This is a genomic window from Pseudoalteromonas sp. NFXS53 (genome assembly GCF_056629255.1).
Window position 1 is genome coordinate 47,510 of the sequence record NZ_JBWVBR010000021.1, and the last position, 16,428, is coordinate 63,937.

10 protein-coding genes, 1 tRNA gene and 1 pseudogene are annotated in these 16,428 nt (G+C 43.2%); 6 read left to right on the forward strand and 6 right to left on the reverse strand.

Annotated elements, in window-relative coordinates; genetic code table 11:
- Positions 1-32: 32 nt before the first annotated feature.
- The 5 genes and pseudogenes from AC1HJP_RS18600 to AC1HJP_RS18620 form a co-directional block, all read right to left on the reverse strand.
- The gene (locus AC1HJP_RS18600) at positions 33-3,323 is read right to left on the reverse strand and encodes a methyl-accepting chemotaxis protein (RefSeq protein ID WP_480363062.1); all 3,291 of its coding nucleotides are present in this window, start codon (positions 3,321-3,323) and stop codon (positions 33-35) included.
- A 212-nt stretch (positions 3,324-3,535) separates the two neighbouring features.
- A complete protein-coding gene (locus AC1HJP_RS18605; RefSeq protein ID WP_480363063.1) occupies positions 3,536-6,889 on the reverse strand; it encodes an amidohydrolase family protein in 3,354 nt (1,117 codons plus the stop codon).
- Positions 6,890-6,985: 96 nt separating this feature from the next.
- Positions 6,986-9,145, reverse strand: coding sequence for an ATP-binding protein (locus tag AC1HJP_RS18610; protein WP_480363064.1), 2,160 nt, complete (start codon positions 9,143-9,145; stop codon positions 6,986-6,988).
- A gap of 98 nt (positions 9,146-9,243) precedes the next feature.
- Positions 9,244-9,900, reverse strand: coding sequence for a helix-turn-helix transcriptional regulator (locus AC1HJP_RS18615; protein ID WP_480363065.1), 657 nt, complete (start codon positions 9,898-9,900; stop codon positions 9,244-9,246).
- Between the two features lie 226 nt (positions 9,901-10,126).
- Positions 10,127-10,496 (reverse strand): annotated as a pseudogene (locus AC1HJP_RS18620) (histidine triad nucleotide-binding protein).
- A gap of 138 nt (positions 10,497-10,634) precedes the next feature.
- Between AC1HJP_RS18620 and AC1HJP_RS18625 the strand changes: the two are divergent.
- Both AC1HJP_RS18625 and AC1HJP_RS18630 read left to right on the forward strand, forming a co-directional pair.
- Positions 10,635-11,246 carry a DUF2057 family protein gene (locus tag AC1HJP_RS18625; protein WP_480363066.1) on the forward strand — a complete coding sequence of 204 codons (612 nt, stop codon included), beginning with the start codon at positions 10,635-10,637 and terminating at the stop codon, positions 11,244-11,246.
- 67 nt (positions 11,247-11,313) lie between these two features.
- Positions 11,314-11,496 carry a hypothetical protein gene (locus AC1HJP_RS18630; protein ID WP_138480025.1) on the forward strand — a complete coding sequence of 61 codons (183 nt, stop codon included), beginning with the start codon at positions 11,314-11,316 and terminating at the stop codon, positions 11,494-11,496.
- 50 nt (positions 11,497-11,546) lie between these two features.
- On the opposite strand, the gene AC1HJP_RS18635 is transcribed toward AC1HJP_RS18630, so the two are convergent.
- Positions 11,547-13,391 (reverse strand): M1 family metallopeptidase, encoded by a 1,845-nt coding sequence (locus AC1HJP_RS18635; protein ID WP_480363067.1) that lies wholly within the window; start codon positions 13,389-13,391, stop codon positions 11,547-11,549.
- 130 nt (positions 13,392-13,521) lie between these two features.
- Here AC1HJP_RS18635 and murB point away from each other — a divergent pair, with 130 nt between their 5' ends.
- The 4 genes from murB to AC1HJP_RS18655 all read left to right on the forward strand — a co-directional run bounded on the left by murB (position 13,522) and on the right by AC1HJP_RS18655 (position 16,428).
- Positions 13,522-14,532: a UDP-N-acetylmuramate dehydrogenase gene (gene murB, locus AC1HJP_RS18640; RefSeq protein WP_480363068.1), complete on the forward strand. Its 1,011-nt coding sequence runs from the start codon at positions 13,522-13,524 to the stop codon at positions 14,530-14,532.
- Entirely contained in the window at positions 14,529-15,530 is a 1,002-nt protein-coding gene (gene birA / locus AC1HJP_RS18645) for a bifunctional biotin--[acetyl-CoA-carboxylase] ligase/biotin operon repressor BirA (protein ID WP_480363069.1), read from the forward strand. The genes murB and birA overlap by 4 nt, the downstream gene beginning before the upstream one ends.
- Positions 15,527-16,231, forward strand: a complete 705-nt coding sequence (locus AC1HJP_RS18650; RefSeq protein ID WP_480363070.1) for a type III pantothenate kinase — start codon at positions 15,527-15,529, stop codon at positions 16,229-16,231. Before birA ends, AC1HJP_RS18650 begins: the two co-directional genes overlap by 4 nt.
- Positions 16,232-16,352: 121 nt before the next feature.
- Positions 16,353-16,428 (forward strand) — tRNA-Thr (locus AC1HJP_RS18655).

Genomic DNA, 16,428 nt, shown 5'->3' on the forward strand with positions numbered 1-16,428 from the left:
CGAATGGGCCGTTTTTATGTGTATTGCGGGGGTTATCGGTTGTATTGATGTACCAGCAAAGTTGGCTCGGTATACTCACTTTCACCTAAATTGAAATACTCCAATGAGCGACGCATATTATGTGCTTGGTCAGCCATTTGCTTCGCAGCAGCCATGGTTTCTTCGGTAATGGCCGAGTTTTCCTGAATAAGATGAGTAAGGCGCTGTACCACCGTATCAACTTCTCGAATAGCCTGCTGCTGAGTCATAGTCGATTGGTTGATTTTCACAATCGAGTGATTCACTTGTGCAACTGCACCAACAATTTGCTCAAGCTTTTGGCCTGAACTGTTGGCAAGCTCTGTACCTTGTTCAACTTTGGCATTCGAGTTGGCGATGATGTCTTTGATCTGTCGAGCCGAAGATGCGCTTCGACCAGCCAATTCACGAACTTCATTAGCGACAACAGCAAAACCACGACCATTATCACCGGCGCGTGCCGCTTCTACCGCAGCGTTAAGTGCAAGTAAATTCGTTTGGAACGCAATGCCGTCGATCACAGACACAATTTCATTGATGTCTTTGCTCGCCGTGTTAACTTCGTCAATCGCCAATACTGTATCGTGCGATAGTGAGCCACCTTCTTTAGCAATGGCTTCAGCGCTTTCAGCGAGTTGCACAGCGACACCTGATTGGTCGGCAACTTGGCCAATTTCATCCAACATATTGCTGGTGCTGGCGCTGGCTTCTTCAAGGTTGGCTGCTTGTTCTTCGGTACGTGAGCTGATCTCTGTATTACTATTGGCGATTTCGCCGGCACTTTGTGACACTTGATTTGCAGCAATTTGAATGCCTTGGATCACCTCTGTAAGTTTTGCAATGGTGCTATTCACATCATGCTTCAGGGTTAAGAATACCCCTTGGTAATCACTATTAATTGAGTGTGTTAAATTACCCTGTGCCACTGCGCTAAGCACTTCTGTCACTTCATTGATGGCATCAGAAATGGTATCGGTTGAGCCATTAATGTCTTCTTTAAGTTGAAGTAGCTGGCCTTGTAAGTCTGACTCAATCTTCTGTGTGAAGTCACCCTCAGACATTGCCGCCATGACACTTGCAAGCTCTTGAATAACTTGGTCCAGAGTTAATACTGAGCGATTGATGTCTTGCTTCAGGGTGTTGAGCTGGCCTGTCATTGGTGATTCAATGGTGCGGTCGAAACGGCCGTGGCTAATTGCCATCATGACCGCTGAAATCTCGCCCATTGCTTTATCTAGGCTGTTAATCGAGGCATTAATATCTTGTTTAAGTTGGCCAAGCTCACCTTCAGCGTTACATTCAACGATATGTTTGAAGTCACCCTTATTCACAGCTGCCATGACATTGCTGATATCACTAATGATTTCAGCCAAGTTAGCAACGCTGAAATTGATATCGTCTTTCAATGCTTCAAGTTGACCCTGAAGTGGTAAGTTAACACGCTTAGAGAAATCACCCTGACGAATAGCGCCCATCACCATATTAATCTCAGCAACAGCACCATTGATGCTTTTCACGGAATCATTCACGCTAACCTTTAACTCGTTTAGCTTACCTTGTGCTTCAACTTGAATGGTGTCGGTAAAGTTGCCTTTCGCGACATTGGCCATGGTCTCTACAATGGCATTCATGGTGTTATCGAGCGAGTTTAATGAACAATTAATGTTGTCTTTAAGGTGCGCAAGATCCCCTGACATTGGCGCTTGTAATTGCTTGTCGAATTGACCTTGAGACATAGCGCTGATGACATGATTAATCTCACCAATCGCCACGTCTAAACTATTTGCACAGTTATTAGTTGCTTGCTTAAGGGTGTTTAATTCACCTTTACATTCAACCTTGATACGGTCATGGAATTTACCATCAGCCATTTCATTGAGCACGCGGTTCGATGCGCTAATTGAAGTTTGCAGCGCTTCTAACAGTGAGTTGAATGCTAATGCGCAACGGCCGATTTCATCTTTTGATGAAATCGGTGCACGAAGTGAAAAGTCACCTTCTTTTTCAACGCGGCGCATCGTGGCCATTAAATCATGTACAGGTCGAGTCAGTGAGCGTGCGAAGAATACTGCAACAGCAATTATCAAGGCGATGGAAATAACCAAAATAAGTAATAACAAGTTACGCAACATGATCACTGCTGCAAAGGCTTCTTTCTCATCGATCTCAGCCAATAGAGCCCAATTATACCCAAGTACATTGAGCTGACGATAAGCTGACAGCACAGGTTGGCCGTTGTAATCAGTAATGACTTTTTCACCTTCTTGGCCCGACATGGCCAAACGGAATGCTTCGGTTTTTACGCTACCTTTATTTGGATATTTAAATGAATTAATCACAGAGTGATTTTCTGGATCTAAATAAGAGTCTGAGCGCATTAGGCCTTCAGGTCCGACTAAGTAAGTTTCACCGGTTTCGCCTAAGCCTTCTCGCTCAGTCATGATTTTATTTAGAGCATCAATCGATAGTTGGAAGATCAGGGTCGACTGCGGCGCTCCATCATAAATAATTGGCGCTGCAATAAAGCTCGCGGGTGCATTATAAGACGGCACATATTGCTGGTAGTCAACAAATGCAAATTCGGATTGGCTAAATAAATCTTTGGCTTGATTAAATACCACCGCGATATTGCTGTTCGAATAAGGTCCGCTTGTTAAAGAGGTGGCGTAATCGAGCTCTTTGTATACTGAATAAACGATGTTTCCTGATTGATTATCGACGATGAAAATATCGTACAAGTCGTAAATATCGGCTATTTCAGAAAAGAAAGGGTGAAATTTTTGGTGTGCCAAATCATAACCATCTTGATGACCTGTACTAACTAACTTAATTTTTTCACCAAGAGGGTTAGGGTTATCAGAAATATATCTGGCTTGTAACTCCAGTGCTTGTGCATTTAAACCATTAATGATCTCGCCGGGCATAGCTTGGTTTGGGTTTTCAGCTTTAAATTTGTTATTAAAGTCTTGCTGGTAATAGCGTTGTAAGCTCTGAGGTTTACTGGCTAACCCATCAATTTGATTGAAGCCGTCGATAAATTGTTGGCTTGCTTCGGCTGTTTTTGGGTTAATGGTTAACGCATAAAGGTTATCTTTTACGTTTTCAAAATGGCGTCTGACCGCACTTTTCTTTATTTCTCCCACAGCAGCGAGTTGTGAGTAAGCTTGTTGCTCTAACGCTGAAGACGCTTTAAAAAGCGCAATTGAAATAATTACAACGATGGGAACAAGGGCCACAGTTAAAAACGCGGCGATGAGTTTTCTGCTCAAATTCAATGAGCGGAAAGACGTCAATGGGCTGGTCATAGCGCATTCCTTTTTAAGATTATATCTTACTTGAGATGGTGACTAATATAGGTGCAAAGTTTAGAACAATTATTAGTTGCGTCTACACTTATCGCCCGATTTTGTTGCAAATTTAGGTGATTTTTTTATGAATATAAAAAAGGCCGCTGATTTGCGGCCTTTTGAAGTTTTTACACTACATCAAACTGTAACAATTAACCTGAGCTTGGCTATTAATGTTTCCAGTGATACTTATGTGCTTTTTCTTCCATGTAGGCTTCGGTTGCTGAGTGCATAGGCGCTTTGCTACCGTTTTCGAAGAAGAATGGCTGACGCTTACGATTGTAGTTACCTACTTCGTTCATCGTTGCAGCATCATAGATACGGCCATTAAGTACTGTGTAAGCGACTTTTTCTGACTGACGAATATCGTTTAGAACGTCCCCGTCGATGATCACTAAGTCAGCTAATTTGCCTTTTTCAATGGTACCTATGTCATTGTCTAGCGCTAGGTATTTAGCACCATCAATTGTACCACTACGTAGCGCTTCCCATGCTGTGAAGCCACCTTGTGCCATTGACCATAACTCCCAATGCGCACCTAAACCTTCACGCTGACCGTGTGCACCAATGTGAACTGTCACGCCTTTATCGCGTAACTGCTTCGCAGACTTAGCGGCATTGATGTGGTTATAGTGGTGCTCTGGTGCGGTAGGGCGACGAATTGAGCGTGGGTTTAGAATATAGTCAGGTACGAATGCTTTTAAGCGCTCGTTTTTCCATACTTCTGTTTTGTCGTAGAAGTAATCTTCCCCTTTAATACCACCGTAAGCGACGTTAAACGTTGGTGTAAAGCCCGCTTTGGTTTGGCTCCACATTTGTACCACGTCTGAGTAGATGTTTGGAATTGGTAGCGCGTGCTCAAGACCTGTGTGACCATCGATGATCATATTCATGTTCTGTTGGAACTTAGAACCGCCTTCAGGCACCACCATGATTTCCATTTCTTTCGCTGCTTCTAGCACTTGCTGGCGTGTGTCACGACGAGGGTGGTTGTAGCTTTTAACAGAAATAGCCCCCGCATCTTTCAGGCGCTTAACGTGGAACTGTGCGTCTTCAAGATTGTTGATCGGCGTTTTATAACCCGGTGCATTACCTGCGTATAAAATACGACCTACAGAGTAAATACGAGGAGCAACGGTTAGACCAGCACGCTGAAGCTCAGCCATTGAGAACACTTCGTTTGAATCGTTCGATGGGTCATGGATGGTTGTGACACCAAAGCTCACGTTTGAGAACTGGTTCCAGTTCTGCTCAGGCTGTAAGTTGCGGCTACCATAGCTGCCGTGTGCGTGTGCATCAACAAGGCCTGGGATCACAGTCTTACCTGAGATATCCATGACTTTTGCTTTGCTAGGAATGTTCACATCGCTGCGCGTACCTACTGCGATAATACGGTTGTCTTCGATAAGGACCACACCGTCTTCGATGATTTCTTGTTCTTGGTCTGCGTTACGCATGGTGACGACTTTACCGCCAACTAGGGCTAGTACGCCTTCTGGCTTATCCGCTTTTTTCTCAAAGCTTAAGTCGATGCCTTCAGCCGTTAGCTCGCTGACATCATCTGCTGCGCCTTCTAAGAACGCAAATGTATCAGTTAGCTTGCGCTGATAAAGGTTAGGACCAAACGCCCAAGTTAATGCGCTGCTGTCAGCTTTCCAGTTTAAGAAGTCACCAGAGTACTTAGACACTTGCTTAACAGGGAATGATTTAGTGCCCTTGTTAATTGATAGCGTTTTACCTGTGCTTGTGAATGGCGCTACAAAGGTATTGAAGTTTTCAATGAAGGCTACGTATTTGCCGTTTGGTGATACGCGGTAATCAAAGATGTACTCACCTTTGAAGTGTGAGCGCTCTTGCTGACCGTTTAAATCTACTGATTTAAGTTCACGGCTAGTTTCGCTACTTGCAACATTGAAGAAGATGCGATCGCTGTCAGCGCCAAAGTGTGGATTGTCACCACGTTTGATGATGCGCTTTGCTTCTCCGCCTTTAACGCTGGTTAAGTAAATGCCCGGTTCCATTGACCAGTCACCACTGAGTAAGTAACCACCGGTTACTTTACGGTAAAGTACTTTTTTACCATCTGGTGAGAAGCTTGGGTTGATGTAGTGACCAGGCTCTTGTGTGATCACTTTGCCTTTGCCACCTTTTGCAGATACCACGCGAACCGCGCCTAAATCTTGGTCATCCCAGCTTGTATAGACAATATATTTGCCATCACGAGAGAAACTAGGATAGAACTCAAAATGATCGTTTTGCTTAGTCACGCGCTTTACTTTACCTGACGCGATGTCTTTGGTGTAAAGGTGACCTAGTGCTTGGAATAGGGCTGTTTTACCGTCTGGAGAAATTTGTGACCAACGTGCCAGTTTCACTTTGAATGTGTCAGGAGCAACCTCTACTGCAAACTTCAGCGCTGGCGTGATTTGCTTTTCAGCCACAACACGCGTTGGGATCACTTGTGCTTGTTTGCTAGCAATGTCTACTTTGTGGAATACACCACCTGACCAGAACACTAATGCTTTACCATCTGGCGTGTATGCGAATGCTGGGGTATTACCTTGTGCACCGTTTGCTTCTTGTAGGTCACGGTCTAGGCCTGCAAAGATTTCAGTTTCGATACCTGATTTAAGATCTTTGATATACAAAGCGCTTTGCATCTCTTTGCCGTTCTCGATACGTTTTACAAACGCAATCGATTTACCATCTGGGCTTGGCGTTGGGCGAATTGCACCACCTGAGCCACGGATCACAGTTTCTTCTTCACCGGTTGCTAAATCCCAAGAGCGGATCTCAAAGACTGACTCAAGCGCGTTTTTATTGTATTGCCAGCGTACACCTGCCGTGGCATCAACTGAGTAGTAAATTTTTTTACCATCTTTTGAGAAAGCTGGCTCTGCAACGTTCTTTTGTGACTTCGCACCATGTAGGCGCTCACGTACAACTACGCCTTTACCACCTGAAATGTGGTACATGCGGATAGAGCCACCTGGAATAGTACGACCCGTTACTTGACCTTGTTTAACCGCAATATATTGACCATCAGGTGACCAAGCTGGGTTATGTAGTAGGTTGTGAGATTCGCCAGACACTTTACGCATGTTCTCGCCGTTCACATCCATAACCCATAGGTTCTCAGCGCCTTCTCGGTCAGAGATAAACGCAATTTTAGACCCATCCGGAGAGAATTTCGGTTGGAAGTTCCACGCTCTGTCATTGGTAATTGCTTTTGCTTTACCACCTGAGATAGGCATCACATAAATGTCGCCTAACATATCGAAGATAATGTTTTTGCCATCAGGACTAACGTCTAAGTTACTCCACGTGGTTTCGTTGGTGTCGATGGTGATGGTTTGTTTTTCACCTGGTGGGTTTAGTACATCCCACTTGTCTGATTTTTTAGCTTCAGTTTTTACAGCGGCCTTATCGGTTGCTTTACTATCAGCATTAGCAAGCGCAGGAGCACTTGCACCGAATACGGCTAAACTGACGGCTAGCGCCAGTGGTGTTTTAAGTAATGCCATAATGGTTCCCTTTGTTTTGTTATATGTGTGATATTCACACTTGTCATTAGCATGACGAATTTGCTTCAAGGTGTCGACTCTGCGCGATAAAACGCCTTAATTCAGCGTTTGGGAGCGAACGAATTGCAAATATGCCGATAAGCTGTCTTGCCACAAGACCATGGCTTGGGTCAGTTCTTCGTGGGCAGATTTATCTTCTAGTAAACGACGCTCTATGGTTTTTAGCATTTGCCCATAGCGATTAAAGCCTAATTGTAAGGCTGTGCTCGCTTGGCGATGCAGCATTTTTATGCATTGGTCGTTGTCTATGTCTAATTGCTGTTGAATGCTAATTAATTTGTTGCGCGCAGAAAGTACAAACTCATTGTAAATAGAAGACACTTCATCTTCATTAAAGTTTTTCTGTAAAGAGCTCGCCGCGGTTTCATCGTATAGCACATCAGCCAGTTCTACACTGATGGTAGGCTCTTTCAGTGTCTGTGAATCACTGAGCGCTTGTCGTAGCTTCTCTTGTTTGATGGGCTTGGCAACAATGTCTTTGATACCCAGCATCATATACTCTTTGATTTCATCCGGGCTTAGGCTTGCTGTAAACGCGAGGAAAGGCGTTCGCTGATTTTTATGTTCTATTTTCTTCAATGACTTCAGTACTTCTTGACCGGTCAAATCGGGTAGATTCATATCGAGCAACACAGCATCAAACTGGTGGTGCTGGAGTAAGTCGAGTGCTGACTGCCCTGTGGTCGCGAGCTTAACTTTGTGCTCATCTTCAGCCATAAACTCAATGGCAATTTTTTGGTTTAACTCTAAATCTTCGACTAATAAGATGTTAAGCCCAGTCACGCAGTCTGTTTCATGAAGACGTTGCGGGACAAGACTGAGCTCACCAATAGCAAGGTTTAAACTAAAACTAAACACACTGCCTTTATTTAACTGACTGGCAATTTCAAGCTTCGAACCTAAACGTTCGAGTAAGCGTGCGGTAATCGCTAGTCCCAAACCAGTACCGCCTTTTACTTTACCTGCGCTACTTTGCACATAAGGCTGAGTCAGCTTTTCAATATCGTCATCTTCAATACCTGGGCCTGAGTCGATCACGCTGAATGTGACGGTATGTGCCATAGCACTGTCTTGCTCAAGGTGGACTTTAATTTTTACTGATCCTGCGTCGGTAAACTTAATGGCATTGCCGACGAGGTTAATAATAATTTGTCGAAGCTTTTGTTGGTCACAGTAATAACAAGCCTGTTCAGGCAGGTCGTAGTCGAGCTCGAACTTCAATTGCTTTTGTTCTGCTAATGGTGTGAGCAGCAAGCAGAGATTATTTAACCAAGTCTTGAGCTCGATATCTTCTTCATAGAGTGACTCATCACTTTGCTCTAAACTGGCGTAATCAAGCACTTTATCAATGAGTAAATTAAGCGACTCTGCGGAGTTTATAATGGCTTCGCAATAAGCTTTATTTTTTGGGCTCTTAGTACGGCTTAATACCAGTTGTGCGCTGCCTAGAATACCGTTAAGTGGGGTACGAATTTCATGGCTTACCGTAGATAAGAATAAGCCACGTATTTCTAAATCTTTTTGTGCTTTTTCAGTCAACGCATTTAGATGTAATTCACGTCGTTCATTACAAAGCAGGGCCATACCAGTGGCATAGAAGATTGGAGAGAGCACGCCATTAATGAATACGGTAGTGGTGAACCAAGTGTCTTTCATAATTGTTAGGTGTGTGACCTCTCCCATCATAATTGAGCGGCCAATAAAAGCGATAAGCAGTAAACCAAGCACTATGGTATATACGATGGTGCCATTGGGGTAGCGTGGGCGGGCAAATCGCCAAAACATTGATAGCAGTAACACAATTTCAGCGATGTGCTGTAAGTCCGAAATCCAGATCCGCGCTCTTAAATTATCATCGACTATGCTGTAGTAGCCCAAAGCAACGAGTAAAACGCAGGTAAATGCTAAGAAACTCTTTAACTCCCAACCTTTATGCTCTAAGAATTGGCTGATTGCTAATACATGAATAATGGATGCGGCAAATAAAAGCGCATTACCAATGCCTATGGTTTGCCAATGCTCTAAATAACCATGAAGTGAAAAGCTCATCGTTGCCAGAAAAAGTACCAGCGGGTAGAGGGTATAAGTGGCAGTGCCGGGTATGTTTTTATTGGTTCGCCAAGTTAAGTAACATAACAAGGTCATCATGGCCATCATAGCGCCACTGGTGAAATAGAGAGTTTTGGGATCAAACATACGCGTCGAACTTATTAAGTAATGGCTCTAGCATAGAGGGAAGTTAGGAGCAGGTAAAGAAAGAGGAAGCTAGGCTTCCTCTTTTTAGAATTGTTTTGTTAACGAATTTCGTCTGGGATATTTTGTTGCGCCCAAGACAATAATTCAATTCGGTTACGGCATTTAGTCTTTCTGAATGCACTGTACAGGTGTGTTTTAACAGTATGCGGGCTGATATTTAAATCTTCGGCGATTTCTTTGTTCTTAGCACCTTTACTCATCAGTGAAATGATGGCTTTTTCACGTTTGGTCAACTTAACCGGTTCAATATCGCCTTCAGTGAGTTTATGAAGTGCATCTTTATTGAATTGCAACATACGGTTAAGGGCGTTACACATGATGTCACGACGATACCAAAGTTGGTTTTCCATCAGTAAACGGATCCCTTTCATCAGTACATCAGCGTTATCTGTGGTGTAAAACACACCGCGAATACCACTTAGCAATGCACGGTTTGCAAGTTCAGGGTTTTCGTCTAGATTAAATAGCACGATATCGCAATTTACTTTTAGCTTAACTAAATGTTCTTTTAGTTTGTTCCATGCATCGTTTTGTGCGGTTTCGATGAATAACAATCTGGTATCTTCTGGCACTTCAGTAATGTTTGTGCCGGTAGTGACTTCTAAACCTTGGGTTTTGAGTAAAGGTTGAAGGACATTAATGCCAATTGTATTAATTGGCTCTTTATCTAAAAGTAAAAAGGCGGTACTGCTCATTTTAAATGGACGCTCTCATTCAAATTATTGCTTTAATGCTAACACGCGACTCAGACCTTTTGTATGAGTTTGCTACTAAAAATATAGAAAATTTTGCTATATATACAAGCATTTTTGTTAAATAATGCGACTAATTGGCATTTTCAATTTTAACCAATTGATAATGTTATTATTTTGTTAGCCGCATTAATAGCTTATTCATTTACATTTATTAACGCAGAATTTTTTAAATTAATTCTTTTTTCTTATTTGTGAACGGCGGCCAGCCCATTTCTAAACCTGCCAGTACGTGCAAGTGAACATGAAACACAGTTTGACCCCCATGCTCATTACAATTCATCACGACACGATAACCATCTTCTGCAAAGCCATGCTCTTTTGCCAACTTTGCCGCCACCACGTAGAGTTGACCAATTAAATGTGCGTTAGTTTCATTGACATCATTGATAGTTGCGATGGGCGTTTTAGGAATCACCAACACATGAAAGGGGGCCTGCGGATTAATGTCTCGAAAAGCCAGTGTGTTCATCTTCATAGATGATATCGGCAGGGATTTCTTTACTAATAATTTTGTCAAAAATGGTGGCTTGGGCCATGGTTTATCCTAAAAGTATGTTGTTGCTATCTATCGGTTTATTAAAACCATTTTAGTATGTATACACTAATGACAAAGAATCTATGAACTGTCAAACTGCAAACGGTTAGATGATAAAAATTCAATGAGGGAGTGCGTGATGAGTCAAACTAAAGGCTTAATTTTAGCGGTTTTGTTGGGGAGTTTTAACTTTGCAGCGCAGGCTGCAACACTTAGCTTTCCAGAAGAGCTGATCCCAATCACAGTCAATGGCAAGCAAGTAGAACACTCTTTGTTTAGTAAGAAACTCGACTTTGATTTGCCAATTGGTACTCACAAAGTACAGATAAAATATAGTGATCTATATGAGCTTGATTATGATGAGCATCAAACCGTGTCATCGGCGCCTTTTTGGGTTGAAGTAAATATCACGCAAGATGGCCAATATCGTGTTGCTTTTGATAGGGCAAAAGATGCGGATGCAGCGGAGCAGTTTGCTAAATCACCGAGTGTATATGTGGTAGCACCGAACAAGTCTCAGCAAGTGGCTGTCAAAGTAAAACCAAAAGCAGTGACCGCTCCTGCAGAGGTCATAGCAACTGTTCAAACTGCAGCAACGCCAATGGCGATTACAACACAGATTGCACCTAAGAGTAGAAAACAGATTGAAGGGGTGACGCACCCAAGTGCAGAACTCATGTTGCATTATTGGTGGCAACAGGCCGATGAAAAGCAGCGAGAGGCGTTTTTGAAAGCGGTTGAAGTTAACTAAATGTTTTAATTTGATTCAAATGGTGTTACTTTTGGTTTGTTTCTATAAGTAAAACAAGGAAATGAAAATGAAACTTACATTAAATAAAAAAAATTTAAAAAACCTTAATGCTAACAAACAACTAATTGAAAAAGAGTTCACACCAAAAGTTGCTGGTGGTAATCCTGGCGCAGCGTCTCAAGAAGGTGGCTTTACTTGTCGTGGTTACTTAGGTAGAACAGCGACTAATTGTGATTGTAAGGCTTTCTAAAAAATATTTATTAATTAACAGCCTCTTTACAGAGGCTATTTTTTGTCTGTTTATTTAAAAATCGCGTCCACAGTACCTTGCGCTAACGGGTGATAACCCGGACGTGCATTGTTATATACCTTTTGTGCCCAGTCGCGTTTGCCATGTTTTACAAGCGACTTATATAAAGGCACGATAAGCTTACGGCGGCCAATGCTTGTTAAATGCTTATCCAGCGCCGGATAAATGGCCTCATAGCCATTACCTACTGCTAACATATACCAAGCAAACGCGCGTTCAGCGTTGGTTGAATTAGTTAGGTTAAATGCTGCATCTAACTTCGCCATCTTATCTAGACTTAAATCTCGCGGCAGGTTATTTAAAAAGTGTAACCACTCATGCACTGTCCAAGCGCTCGTTGGTAAGTCCGCCAAGTCTTTGTCACCTTTTAACCAAGCAGCTGTTGCTGCATCGACTTTATTAAACGCATCGGAAGTCGGGTTTGGTGCATCTGCAGGCAATCCTGGCTCATAGATCCACTCTTTAGCTTTTTCTAGAGACACGATACCTGGGTGCTTTTCTAGTAGGTGCGTGTTTAGGTATTCAACAAACTCTGCAGTTGTTAGAGACTTAAACGAATACTTTGCAAAGTAGCCTTTTACAAACTCATCAAAACGTGCACGGCCATACTTTTCTTCTAAGTAAATTAAGAAGAGTTGACCTTTGATATAGGGAACTTTGCTGAACGCATCATCTGGATCGCGACCATTCAGCTTTAAATTTAGGCGTGTATCTGGTGCAGGGATGTTTTTAAGCTGCGCACGAAGACCTGCTGCGTCTAATGCTTGCTCCATTACCGCACGGTCGCGGCCAAATACTTCTTCCATGATGCGGTTTTCAACATAAGAGGTGAAACCTTCATTTAGCCATAAGTCTTCCCACGTCGCGTTAGTTACAAGGTTACCTGACCAAGAATGCGCAAGTTCGTGGGCAATTAGGTTAACTAGGCTCTTGTCACCAGCAACAACGGTTGGGGTGATAAATGACAGGCGTGGGTTTTCCATGCCACCAAACGGGAAGCTTGGCGGCAGCATCAGTAGGTCGTAACGACCCCATGCATATTCACCGTACATCGCATTGGTTTTGTCGATCATCGCCTGCGTGTCATTAAATTCAGCAACCGAGGCATCAAGAATTTGTGGCTCAGCAAAAATAGCTGTTTGGTGTGACATTTCTTTATATTCGAGGTTACCCGCACCAATCGCAATGAGGTAAGGCGGGATAGCCTGCGGCATATCAAACCAGTAGTCACCGTCTTTAACAAATGCTTCAGAGTTATCTGCACTCATGACCGCACGAACATCTTTTGGTGTTTGAATACGGGCAGTATAGGTTGTGCGCATTGCCGGTGTGTCTTGAACTGGGATCCAGCTACGCGCATGGATTGCTTGTGACTGACTGTACATAAACGGGTGTGTTTTACTGGCAGTTTGTACCGGTGTTAACCATTGTAGGCCAGAAGCTTGCGGTAAGCTGTTGTAGTAAATACGGGCTTTTTTAGCTTGTTCTTTAAAGCGAATGGTCAGCTTTGCGCCTTTTACGCCATTGCGTTGTGCTAGGGTGAAATCTGCTTTATGCCATTGGCCGTTTTTACCTTGGTACATTACCTTATCTATTTCAAGATCGCGTGTATCTAGAACTAAAGTGCGTGCTGATGCGTTGCGCCAATCAAGGGTGTGCTCTACAAAGCCTTCCAGTTGCTTGTCTGCAAAATCAACGTCTAGGTCTAAGTGTAGGTGGGTACTGACTACATCTTTTAAATTTGCATAGGTATGTTCGTCGAACGCCTGTGTTGCCAATGCGCTGTGAGAGAAGCCTGCTAGCATTAAGCTTGCGGCTAAAGCAGTTTTTTTCATTGTTTATCCTTGCACGGATTGAGTAAACGAGCGGCATTTATATCATGCTTAAGGATAAGATCACATAGGTGCGTACAAGCAGAGCATAGGGTAAACTAGCCCGATTACTATATTACTTGTTAGGTTGAACGTGCCATCAGTCCAATCGCTCCATACTTTTGCTTTACCAGCCCACTGTGCAGCGCTCATAACCATTACACATCCAGATAACCTCACTGAGCTCGATTTTTCCAAGCCTTGCTATGTAATGGGTGAGGGGAGCAATACGGTCTTTATTGAAGACTTTGCTGGCACAGTATTAAAAATTGCGAATAAAGGCATAACAGTGACAGAGCAGCAAGATGTTTGGAATGTTCGTGCTGCCGCAGGTGAGAATTGGCATCAACTGGTTATTTATTTACTTGAACAAGGCGTATTTGGCTTTGAAAATCTGGCCTTGATCCCGGGTACGGTGGGGGCGGCTCCAGTACAAAACATCGGGGCGTATGGCGTTGAGGTCGGGCAGTTCATTAAATCGGTTAAAGGTTATGATATTGCCAAAGCGCAATTTGTAGAACTTACGCAAGCTGAGTGTGGTTTTGCTTACCGAGAGTCGGTATTCAAGCAGGCGTTGAAAGATAAGTTTATTATTACTGAAGTGCTGTTTGAGCTACCTAAACAATGGCAGCCTGTACTTAGCTATGGACCCTTACAGTCGCTTGATAAAAATACGGTCACTGCACAGCAGGTATTTAACAAAGTGATTGAAATACGACAAAGCAAACTCCCTGATCCGAAAGCGCTGGCCAATGCTGGTAGTTTTTTCAAAAACCCCATTGTGGGAAGCGAGCAAGTACAAGCTTTGTTAAAGCAGTATCCTGATATGCCAAATTATCCAGTAGATACTAAGCAGACTAAATTAGCCGCTGGCTGGTTGATTGAACAAGCCGGGCTCAAGGGTTTTGAGTTAGGGGGTATTGCCGTATACCACAAACAAGCATTAGTACTGGTAAATCAAGGTGCGGGTACAGCCTCAGAGCTTAAAGCCATGATCCAACATATCCAACAAAGCGTGTGGCAAAAGTTTAATGTGCAACTAGAGCATGAAGTGCGTGTCATTGCTGCAAATGGCAATGTGGAACTACAAGGTGTACAAGCATGAGTTATAAAGGACCACAAGGGAACAAGCTGGCTATTTTAAAAGCCCTTAATAAGGGAGAGTTTGTGTCCGGGCAGCATTTAGGTGAAAGCTTAGATATTTCTCGCGCTGCAGTATCGAAACACATAAAGTCGTTGCAAGAAATGGGCATCGACATCTTTAAGCTCAGTGGTAAAGGTTACAAACTCAACCATAGTGTTCCTTTACTTGATGAGGCAGCAGTAAATCAGTATTACCAAGCGCTGTCGGGGCAGCAAAAACAGCTTGAAGTGATGCCTATTATTGATTCAACCAACTCAGAATTAATGCGCCGTGTGCAAAATAAGTCGTCGATTAATTCAGGGCAAGTACTGGTTGCTGAAATGCAAGAAGCAGGGCGTGGCCGTCGCGGCCGTACTTGGCAATCTCCATTTGGTGCAAACCTGTATTACAGTTATTACTGGCGTTTAGATGATGGACTACAAGCAGCAATGGGCGTGTCTATTGCGGTAGGTATTGCGGTCTATGATGCGCTAAAAGCGCTTTATGGTTTAGAAGTGGCGCTGAAGTGGCCCAACGATATTTATCTTAACCATAAAAAGCTTGCCGGCGTATTGGTCGAATTAGATGGTCAGGTTGAAGGGCCATGTCATTTAGTGATAGGTATAGGTATTAACTTACAAATGCCTGAAACGGCATCACAGCAAATCGATCAACCTTGGACAGACATAGCTTCCCACAGTCATGAACTAGATAAAGATAAGCTGGTGGCACATTTAACTTATGCCCTCGATGAAAGATTGGCGCAATATCAGGTGTCAGGCTTAACCGAGATGACCACGCAGTGGAATGCACTAAACGCATTTGCCGGAGAAATCGTTTGCCTTTCTACAGGGCAAAGACAATGGCGCGGTATTTGTGAAGGCATAGATGCACAAGGGGGCATTGTACTGCGCCAAGATGGTGAAGTTAAAAGCTATTACGGCGGTGAGATTTCATTGCGTAAGGAAGTAACTGAATGAGATTGTTAGTCGATGTGGGTAATACCGCATTAAAAGTTGCCAGTGAAGTAAATGGCCAGATCACCCTTATAGAAGAAGCTGATATTAAGTGGTCCGCAGTTAAAGAAATCGCGATTGCGCAAGTTGGGCCCGACAAACTGCTTGCAAATATAACGGCTAAAGCACAGCAGCTCAGCATTCCTTTATTACAAGCAAATGTGACAGCACAGCTTGGCACAGTTAAATGTGCTTATCCGCAATTTCAAAATCTCGGCATTGACCGTTGGTTGGGGGTAGTTGCCTGCCATTACTTATATCCAAAAAAACATTGTGTGGTAGTGGATTCGGGCACAGCGAGTAAAGTCGATGTGGTTACCAGGTCTGGTGAGCATCTAGGTGGATGGATTTTGCCCGGTTTAGATATGATGATCGAAAGCTTAGTAAGCAACACGCAGAAGGTATTTTCAGACTCAGAGAGTTTATTTTTGCCAGAGCTTGGTCGAAACACGCCAAATGCTGTTAAGAATGGTGCCTTGATTGCTACCTTAGGTGCTGTTGAAACGGGCATAGCGCAATTAAAGAGTGATTTTGACGATATTCAGGTGATTTTTGCTGGTGGATATGGCGAGTTATTACAACTTCACTTTGAAAAGCCAAGTGTATATGTCGATGACTTGGTATTAAAAGGGCTGAGAAACTGGTGTGAATTCATACACAAATAGGTGTTTTTTGGCTTTTTTGTTGTAAATGTGAGCATTTAAACAAGAAACTTTGATTTTTTTTAAGATTCTTGTTGCATCGCCCCAAACCTTGCTCTAGAATCCTGCCCCGTACTAAAGCAGTGCCGACTTAGCTCAGTTGGTAGAGCAACTGACTTGTAATCAGTAGGTCATCCGTTCGACTCGGATAGTCGGCACCA

Bases quoted from the DNA above. Each gene is read 5' to 3' on its own strand.
- AC1HJP_RS18635 (WP_480363067.1), bottom strand. From the start codon at position 13,391: ATGAAAAAAACTGCTTTAGCCGCAAGCTTAATGCTAGCAGGCTTCTCT.
- AC1HJP_RS18650 (WP_480363070.1), top strand. From the start codon at position 15,527: ATGAGATTGTTAGTCGATGTGGGTAATACCGCATTAAAAGTTGCCAGT.
- AC1HJP_RS18615 (WP_480363065.1), bottom strand. From the start codon at position 9,900: ATGAGCAGTACCGCCTTTTTACTTTTAGATAAAGAGCCAATTAATACA.
- AC1HJP_RS18600 (WP_480363062.1), bottom strand. From the start codon at position 3,323: ATGACCAGCCCATTGACGTCTTTCCGCTCATTGAATTTGAGCAGAAAA.
- AC1HJP_RS18605 (WP_480363063.1), bottom strand. From the start codon at position 6,889: ATGGCATTACTTAAAACACCACTGGCGCTAGCCGTCAGTTTAGCCGTA.
- AC1HJP_RS18610 (WP_480363064.1), bottom strand. From the start codon at position 9,145: ATGTTTGATCCCAAAACTCTCTATTTCACCAGTGGCGCTATGATGGCC.
- AC1HJP_RS18625 (WP_480363066.1), top strand. From the start codon at position 10,635: ATGAGTCAAACTAAAGGCTTAATTTTAGCGGTTTTGTTGGGGAGTTTT.
- birA (WP_480363069.1), top strand. From the start codon at position 14,529: ATGAGTTATAAAGGACCACAAGGGAACAAGCTGGCTATTTTAAAAGCC.
- AC1HJP_RS18630 (WP_138480025.1), top strand. From the start codon at position 11,314: ATGAAACTTACATTAAATAAAAAAAATTTAAAAAACCTTAATGCTAAC.